Origin of the sequence: Pseudomonas sp. Choline-02u-1 (assembly GCF_002836515.1) — a bacterium.
In the GTDB taxonomy this organism is placed as follows: Bacteria; Pseudomonadota; Gammaproteobacteria; order Pseudomonadales; family Pseudomonadaceae; genus Aquipseudomonas.
This window is the reverse complement of sequence record NZ_PJBC01000049.1, coordinates 1-313: the sequence shown is the minus strand read 5'-3', so window position 1 is coordinate 313 and position 313 is coordinate 1. Positions and strand designations below refer to the sequence as shown.

Below are 313 nucleotides of genomic sequence, written 5' to 3'. Positions count from 1 at the left end.
TGAGGTGGAGCTGGTCAGTGAGCAGCCGTCGCTGGACCTCGAAACCCTGCTGCACAAACCGGCTTTTCTGCAGCTGTCGCCTGACGGCAGCGGCATCCATGGCCAGATCTACCGCGCCGCGCAAGGCGATTCCGGCAAGCGCCTGACCCGTTACTCGGTGACCCTGCGCCCGCAATTGGCCTACCTCGCGCACCGCATCAACCAGCGCATCTTTCAGAACCTCAGCGTGCCGAAAATCATCGGCATGGTTCTCGAAGAGCACGGCATTCAAAGCAACGCCTACGAATTCAAAACCGGTTCGATCTATCCCGAG

The 313-nt window shown here is 60.1% G+C and carries 1 protein-coding gene; it reads left to right on the top strand.

The features are described from left to right. A partial coding sequence (locus CXF97_RS14045) for a contractile injection system protein, VgrG/Pvc8 family (protein ID WP_256589826.1) occupies window positions 1-313 on the top strand: 313 nt, incomplete at both ends.